This is a genomic window from Gilliamella sp. Nev3-1, assembly GCF_001690435.1.
GTDB lineage: Bacteria > Pseudomonadota > Gammaproteobacteria > Enterobacterales > Orbaceae > Gilliamella > Gilliamella apicola_C.
On the sequence record NZ_LZHN01000068.1, the window covers coordinates 1 to 6,627 of the forward strand.

Genomic DNA, 6,627 nt, shown 5'->3' on the forward strand with positions numbered 1-6,627 from the left:
GCACTTCGTCCCACGATTTCTCGATTGCTTACATCAATAATCATACAAAGGTAATGCCATTGTTGTTTTACTCTCACATAAGTTAAATCAGTCACTAACACTTTGCGTTGTTGGCCTACGGTAAACTCACGATTAAGTTGCTTACTTACTGTTGATTCGTTGCTTTGTTCTGTATTAGCACGATATTTTTTACAGGTATATTTTGATACTCATCCGTTTTCTTGCATGATTCGACCAATTCGGCGACGGGATAATAGTATGCTTTTCTTTCTAAGCGCTACTTGTAGTCGCCTTGTTCCATAGGATTGATAGTTATCGTTAAATACCGCTTTCACTTTTTTACTAAGCTCTTTGTCTGTTTTTTTACTGGTTAATTGTAGTTGATAATAGAAGCTATTTCTTGACACTTGTAAACATCGACATAACGCACGTAAACTATATCGATGTTGATTCTCGGTGATTAATTTGATTTTCGTCCTATTATCAACGCCGCTTGCTTTAGGATGTCATTCTCCATTAACAATCGCTTATTCTCTTTACGTAGGGCTATGAGCTCATTTTCTTGAGCACGACGATTAGCTTGAGCTGTAAACTCACCAGTGGTTTGATATTGCTTAATCCACTTATCTAATGCGGATTTAGTCAGGTCGTATTCGGTGACAATATCCGCTCGTTTTTTGCCATTTTGGTATAACATTACCCTCTGTTTTTTAAATTCATTACTAAAACTGCGTTTTTCTCTTCTTGAAATGAGATTTGTCATTGTTGGTTCCTTTTGTTTTTTGGTTATCATAACAATGACCTTATTAAACTGGTACTAATTAGTGTAGCCTGTCCAGATAATAATGTCTCTTTATGTGATATCGGTTTTTTATATTTAAATCGCCATAATTTAGCTCCTGTTGATTTAACTAATAGAAAAGGCCACCACCATCAAAATACTTTTTATCTTTACTAGTGGCTTTTAACGCTTTTATTTGGGTGTCAGTTAAGGGGGTAGTTTTTACAGCCATTTTTTACCTTTGGGGGTACGCAATAATAGAGGTATTTAATTATACCCCAAAATATACCCCCATTATTTTTGGTTGTAAATGTACCTTACTGATACTTAATGGGCAATAAAATAGACTTTAAGGCTTGTTATTACTGGGTTTGATGTGCTTTGTAGGGTTTAAAAGAATGTTGCTGTTTATTGATTTGGTGCATGGGCGGGACTTGAAATAATCTTATTAAAGCCTTTCCAATAAAGGGTTTTGCTTTTTCTTTATTGAAGAAATAGTCCCAAGCATAGTCCCAAAATAAAAAGTGACCCCCAATATTAGGTATTTTAATCTTGCCAAATTGAAAGGTTAAAAATTGGTTTTAGAATTTTGACGGTGTAAAAATTTATCTAGGTGAGTGGTATCCGTTAATTATATTTTAGATTTTTTATACCTCCTCCCCATAAAAATAAAATTTAATAAAAAAGTATGCACGGTGTTCACTACTTGCTTGAATCCTTATTCTAAAAGGGTTTGAGTGGTGTATACTTAAATGTTTACTATTCACAAGTGTACACTTTAGGTATTCACTCAATAAAAAACCGCCAATTAGGGCGGTCTTATTTTAGTGGCTCAATTTGAGCTACTAGTTAGGATCTTCGGCTTTAGGTAGCCAATCTTTACACCTATCTGGGTTTATTTCTAAATTAGTTTTTACCCCTATATTAGTTCGTTTTTTAATGTACGCCTTTCTATTTTCTTTTATGGCGTAATTTAATGATAAACCAAACCCACTCAAGGACAATGGATTATTAAGCCCTGTATTGCGCACATACTCAATATAAGCATGATATAAATATTTTTTAGGGTTAAACGGTATTATGCCTAAATTACCCATAAGCATACCATTGGGATGATCCAGCACATCAAGATAACTACAAAAATCCACCAAGTGGTCGGATTCGCGTTTAATCGCCGTCGCTTCGTCTGATTGTTGTTGCTGGTGTAGTCTTTCTTTGGCTTCTGCTGGACTGGTAAACTCATTTAATAGCAACCTCACAATTGAGGGGAGTTCTTGCTCTATTTTGCTAACCAAGTTTAAATCTCGCTCTTTTTCAGGGATGACCTCGCCAAAGTGAAAGATAACCCTACGCCGTGATATACCGCCGTTACGCTCGTTAAATCTCATTGCCTCGTTATTGATAACCAAGACTACCGCAGGGATTTTACATGAGTAAGGTTGCTTGTGTTTTGGGTCTATTGCGACTTCATCACCACCAGTAATCGCTTTTAACCCTGCGCCACTGCCCATATAACGCGGTTGGTCGGGTAAGATGACTAATGAGTAGCCTACAATTAAAGCCCTGTCCCTTGCTTTTTCTAATGCGTCCATAGTACCTATTACAGTATTGTTTTTACCTGATAACATCGTCGCAATTTCAGCAAAAACACTTTTACCGCTACCGCCTGCGCCTGTAACCTCTAAGAATAATTGCCAGTCATGACGATTAGCCAATATCATATATAGCGCAGCTAAGATATTTTTAGCCTTATCTTGATTGCCTGATGCTCTTTTTAGCCATTTAGCAAAATTTGGCGTGTGAGTATCGAAAGATTCCTTTTCTTTGGCAGGGTAGTAATCAATATCATTACTAACTAGTAGCCAATCTTGCTTATTGTGAGGTCTAAAGGTTTGGCTTTTTAGCTCATATACGCCATTTTTAAAGCAGATTAAATCTTTCTGAGGTGTTCCCATTATAGGCAGTGATAACCTGAGCGATTCAACCGCTGAGCTAATTCGCATAGGGTTAAATGGCTCGCCTGATTGGGTGAATAAATCAGCTAGTGTTCGCATTAACAGTTTATCGCTGATGGGTTGCCATGCGTTATCTTGATAGTGATAGATTTCATCGGTAGTAAGATTAATCGCAAGGTTATTATCATAACATTGATTGAGCAGTTCAGCGCGTTGGCTTGATGCCATTTGCGATAGGTTCATACTTGATAACTCGGTTTGCATGTTAAGTTTTGTCACGGTGGGTAACTCTGGTTTTATGAGGTTTTTATTAAAATGAGCCAAAGCGTTATCACTCCCAAATTGTTGCCTATAATCATCCCAATCACATTTATAATCTGTATCAGGAACGGAGTAATAACCATTTACCGCTTGAGATGCTTCTATTGCTTTAGCTAAGCCCGTATTTGGGCTTTGGCCAATATCGTTATCACCTGCAATAATGATTTTAGCGGTAGGATTTAACTCACGAATAGCCTTGGCCACATGAATAAGATTGCCTGCGTCAATTGCGGATATAACAATAGACTGTTGGCAGAATTCTGCTATCGATATCCCTGTGGCTAAGCCCTCACAGATAATAATTTCATTATGTGCGAGCAAATTTGCGCACACCTCGGCAGGTCTGCTCAACATTGAGCGCACTAATATAAAAGCACTTTTCTTATTTGAGCCTCTCATTAAGTGCTTACTGCCGTCAGGTTCGATAAATTGACCACCTGCGTATTCATTATGAAGATTCAGCATAGGCACAAAAATGCGCCCGTTATCTAACAAGGGTAAATCAAAGGTTAATCCTTTCTTGGTCAGGTATTGAGATTGCCCTAATGTTGCTTTAGATAGCAAATACTCGACCTTTTTACATACGGGATTATCTGGTATGTTATCATTATGTAATTGTTCAGAATCTATTTTTCTAAATACGAGATTTTCCCGTATTTTGTTATTCTGATTAGAAAGATTTAAACACTCCACTACTTTACTCGATGCTTCTTTAGCGTCGCATTGATAATAGTTTTTGATAAGCTCTAAGCCGTCACCACTACCACACTGGTTACAAATGTAAGTACCTCTACCATTTTGGTTATCAAATCTAAATCTATCCTTACCTCCACAGACAGGGCAAGGGCAATGTTTGCCATTACCCACCTCAATACCTAATGATTGAAAGATATAATCCCATTTACCTACGGCTTGGGCTGTAATTTCATTGATTTTCATTACATCCCCCTTAATGAATTATCGCGTTAGATTCAGCTTTGATATCTTCGGCTAAATCAATAAATAACGTTGCAAGCATTTCTTGCCCGAATTGCGTTAGTGCCATAGGTTTATCGTCACTTTCGGCGTACATCTTTTTTAATAGTCCATAGGTACGATTTAACCCCTCACTTTCGCCAAAGTCTTCAATCAAGCATTCTTCAAGACTAACTTTTAACCCTAAAACAATTAAATCTTTATCAATATCAATCTTGATACCCTCATGAATAAACACCTTGGCACCGTTTTTATTAATCTGCTCAATTAAAAATAAACCTGCGATAATCGTCATGGTAGAATCAACGATACTATGATGAATTGCTGTTACTTCTTGCTGATTATCCATGATTTACCCCCTTAATTTGTGCCATGTATCGCCTAACTTCGGGCGGTAGTCGCTTGGTGACATCGGCGAGTAAATCAGAGATTTCATCCTTGCCAAAAGAAAGTAGCGCTACATATTTGCCATTTTTAAGCCTTAATGCGGTAATAGTGCCGTCATCGTTATGGACAAAATCAAACTCTTTCATTCTTTGCCTCCTTGCGCTCGGTTTCGCTTCTAAATAGCTTTTTAGAATCGTTAATTAAGTCTGATACAGCATCAAGGGCATAGGAGCGTAATTCTTCGTTAATTGGCGTGTTTGAATCACAATCAGCCATTAAAAGCGTGGTGATAGCGTTAGCTTGTCCTAGTCTTGTATTGATAGTATTAATTGCGTCCAATGAGATATTAGCCATTATTATTATCCTCTGTTAACCCGTACTCTTGTAACTCATCAAAAGCTTGCTCTACTAAATCAACGATAACCCATAGTAAATTACTCATGTCGGCTTGTTCGATAAAAGGCTCGTCATATCCTGCGCACTTATAGTTAGTGTTATCTAAGGCAATTTTAGCCATGCTCCGAACTTGAATAAGTTTTGTTTCGATGTTATTTAATATCTGAAAGTTATTATTGCCCATAGTGATAACCTCCAAAGCTTTTAGTGTCTTCAATAACTGGATATAAGCGAATTCTGGCAATAAAGATAAGGGATGATTTGCCTAGGCTCTTGCGTGCTTGGCGTTCGGTTGTTGCCGTTATTTGGACTACTTGAGCCATTGATAGGTCATAGAATTTAAATAGTTTGGTTTCACGATTACCCTTTTCTTGATGATTCGTTTTCAACATACTATTTACCTCCCTTATGGTTTTGCGTAGCATCAAGTAGGTTAATTTGATTTGAAGCGAAACAAGCGACATCCCTTAATTGTGCTAGTAAATAGCCAATATCGCGCATATCACTTTTAAGGTTCTGCTCCGAATAACTCTCATTCTCACTAGCCCAAAACATCAGGTTACCAATCGCACCTATTCCATATAGAATAGATTGCTGTAGTTCTTCAAAATGATTCTCAGCTTGTAGTAAATGGTGTGTTGGAATATCTGCTTGATAGAGATTTAAAACAGAAATTAAATTAGATAGGTCAGGTTGCCCATTTTTAGGGCGTAGGGTATCATTACTATTAGCCATAGCATTACTCCGTTTAATGTTTGTGGTTAGATCCCTTGATAGTGTTGCGAGCACATCAGGGGATTGTTTTTTTAACCTAATAAATTCATCAGGTGTGTGCTCACTATATTTTATAGTGTGGGCACACGTCAAGCCTTTTTTATTATTTAGTGATCGTGTATAGTGTCTGCACACTAATAAGCATCTTTTAGGTATAAAAATGGCTACAGGTAACAAAAATAATAAATCGGATAGAAAAGCAATCCGCTTCCCCCATGAATTAATAGAGCGAATAGACGAGCAATCCAAGAAAGAGAATACTAACTTTTCCGCTTGGGTTATTGCTACTTGTCGCGAAAAACTAGCTAAACTAGATAAGAAATAATCTTTTAACTTAATGCCGCTGATTGGTGGTATTTGTTTTCCCATTCTCCTTTTTATGGACTCAAGAAACCTACTTTTAAAATTCAACCCCATGTAATGATTAGTACGCATTAAAAAACGGTTTTCGCTGCGCACTGAGTGCGCATTTTTGCACTGGCTTCCATTAAAATAGTTTTTTGACTGGAAACTAGAATTATTGCTAATCAAGAAAAATGATTTAATCTTTTTGGTGGCGTTAATCCCGTCAAAATAGCAATTTAAGCGATTATTTAGAGATTGGGTAGCTAGGGTGTTAAATGAGCATGTAGTCATCATAATTAAGCCGCCTGTGCCATATGACGGATCAAATAAGCATGAGATAACTTTATTAGCTCAGCTTTTCTCTGATGATAGTCGTAACCAATATGGATTAATGTTATATTTGCGTTCTCAAGGTATGCGATATGGTTTAATTCAAATTCGTTTAGGTGGTCACGAATATTACCAGTAAGATTATTGGCTTTCTTGTATTTGCTTGATGTAGTACCTAATACGATGCGGTTAATCATATCGAATTCATTAGTAAATACGGTGTTATTTGCGCTTTTTCCCAGTGCTTTACGTTGCTCTGTTAAAGCGTCACACATAGGACGGCTATAATCTGCGACTTTTAAACGTGCTTTTAATCGATTAAGCGCTTTCTTCTGGATTGCTGGTGCGATTTCTTTAAGGTGT

At 37.1% G+C, this 6,627-nt stretch carries 10 protein-coding genes and 1 pseudogene; all 11 read right to left on the reverse strand.

Annotated elements, in window-relative coordinates; genetic code table 11:
* Window positions 1-209: 209 nt before the first annotated feature.
* Complete coding sequence (locus A9G40_RS14415; RefSeq protein WP_141675215.1) at window positions 210-407, reverse strand: IS3 family transposase; 198 nt, start codon at window positions 405-407, stop codon at window positions 210-212.
* A gap of 53 nt (window positions 408-460) precedes the next feature.
* Window positions 461-763, reverse strand: coding sequence for a transposase (locus tag A9G40_RS11210; protein WP_081302198.1), 303 nt, complete (start codon window positions 761-763; stop codon window positions 461-463).
* 148 nt (window positions 764-911) lie between these two features.
* Entirely contained in the window at window positions 912-1,013 is a 102-nt protein-coding gene (locus A9G40_RS14790; protein WP_141675256.1) for an Arm DNA-binding domain-containing protein, read from the reverse strand.
* 613 nt (window positions 1,014-1,626) lie between these two features.
* Window positions 1,627-3,996 carry a primase-helicase zinc-binding domain-containing protein gene (locus A9G40_RS11215; RefSeq protein WP_065583103.1) on the reverse strand — a complete coding sequence of 790 codons (2,370 nt, stop codon included), beginning with the start codon at window positions 3,994-3,996 and terminating at the stop codon, window positions 1,627-1,629.
* Between the two features lie 10 nt (window positions 3,997-4,006).
* Window positions 4,007-4,381 carry a hypothetical protein gene (locus tag A9G40_RS11220; protein WP_065583104.1) on the reverse strand — a complete coding sequence of 125 codons (375 nt, stop codon included), beginning with the start codon at window positions 4,379-4,381 and terminating at the stop codon, window positions 4,007-4,009.
* Window positions 4,374-4,565, reverse strand: coding sequence for a hypothetical protein (locus tag A9G40_RS11225; protein ID WP_065583105.1), 192 nt, complete (start codon window positions 4,563-4,565; stop codon window positions 4,374-4,376). Before A9G40_RS11225 ends, A9G40_RS11220 begins: the two co-directional genes overlap by 8 nt.
* Window positions 4,552-4,773, reverse strand: coding sequence for a hypothetical protein (locus tag A9G40_RS11230; RefSeq protein WP_065582854.1), 222 nt, complete (start codon window positions 4,771-4,773; stop codon window positions 4,552-4,554). Before A9G40_RS11230 ends, A9G40_RS11225 begins: the two co-directional genes overlap by 14 nt.
* A complete protein-coding gene (locus A9G40_RS11235; RefSeq protein ID WP_065582853.1) occupies window positions 4,766-4,999 on the reverse strand; it encodes a hypothetical protein in 234 nt (77 codons plus the stop codon). Before A9G40_RS11235 ends, A9G40_RS11230 begins: the two co-directional genes overlap by 8 nt.
* On the reverse strand, window positions 4,989-5,207 hold the full coding sequence (locus A9G40_RS11240) for a host cell division inhibitor Icd-like protein (protein ID WP_065583106.1): 219 nt from the start codon (window positions 5,205-5,207) through the stop codon (window positions 4,989-4,991). Before A9G40_RS11240 ends, A9G40_RS11235 begins: the two co-directional genes overlap by 11 nt.
* A gap of 1 nt (window position 5,208) precedes the next feature.
* Window positions 5,209-6,225, reverse strand: a complete 1,017-nt coding sequence (locus tag A9G40_RS15540) for a hypothetical protein (protein WP_255307311.1) — start codon at window positions 6,223-6,225, stop codon at window positions 5,209-5,211.
* 5 nt (window positions 6,226-6,230) lie between these two features.
* Window positions 6,231-6,627, reverse strand: a pseudogene (locus tag A9G40_RS15060) (antA/AntB antirepressor family protein); the annotation flags it as partial.

Coding starts and splice junctions, on each gene's coding strand:
- A9G40_RS11225 (WP_065583105.1), bottom strand. CDS start 4,565: ATGAAAGAGTTTGATTTTGTCCATAACGATGACGGCACTATTACCGCA.
- A9G40_RS11210 (WP_081302198.1), bottom strand. CDS start 763: ATGACAAATCTCATTTCAAGAAGAGAAAAACGCAGTTTTAGTAATGAA.
- A9G40_RS11215 (WP_065583103.1), bottom strand. CDS start 3,996: ATGAAAATCAATGAAATTACAGCCCAAGCCGTAGGTAAATGGGATTAT.
- A9G40_RS11240 (WP_065583106.1), bottom strand. CDS start 5,207: ATGTTGAAAACGAATCATCAAGAAAAGGGTAATCGTGAAACCAAACTA.
- A9G40_RS11235 (WP_065582853.1), bottom strand. CDS start 4,999: ATGGGCAATAATAACTTTCAGATATTAAATAACATCGAAACAAAACTT.
- A9G40_RS15540 (WP_255307311.1), bottom strand. CDS start 6,225: ATGACTACATGCTCATTTAACACCCTAGCTACCCAATCTCTAAATAAT.
- A9G40_RS14790 (WP_141675256.1), bottom strand. CDS start 1,013: ATGGCTGTAAAAACTACCCCCTTAACTGACACCCAAATAAAAGCGTTA.
- A9G40_RS11230 (WP_065582854.1), bottom strand. CDS start 4,773: ATGGCTAATATCTCATTGGACGCAATTAATACTATCAATACAAGACTA.
- A9G40_RS11220 (WP_065583104.1), bottom strand. CDS start 4,381: ATGGATAATCAGCAAGAAGTAACAGCAATTCATCATAGTATCGTTGAT.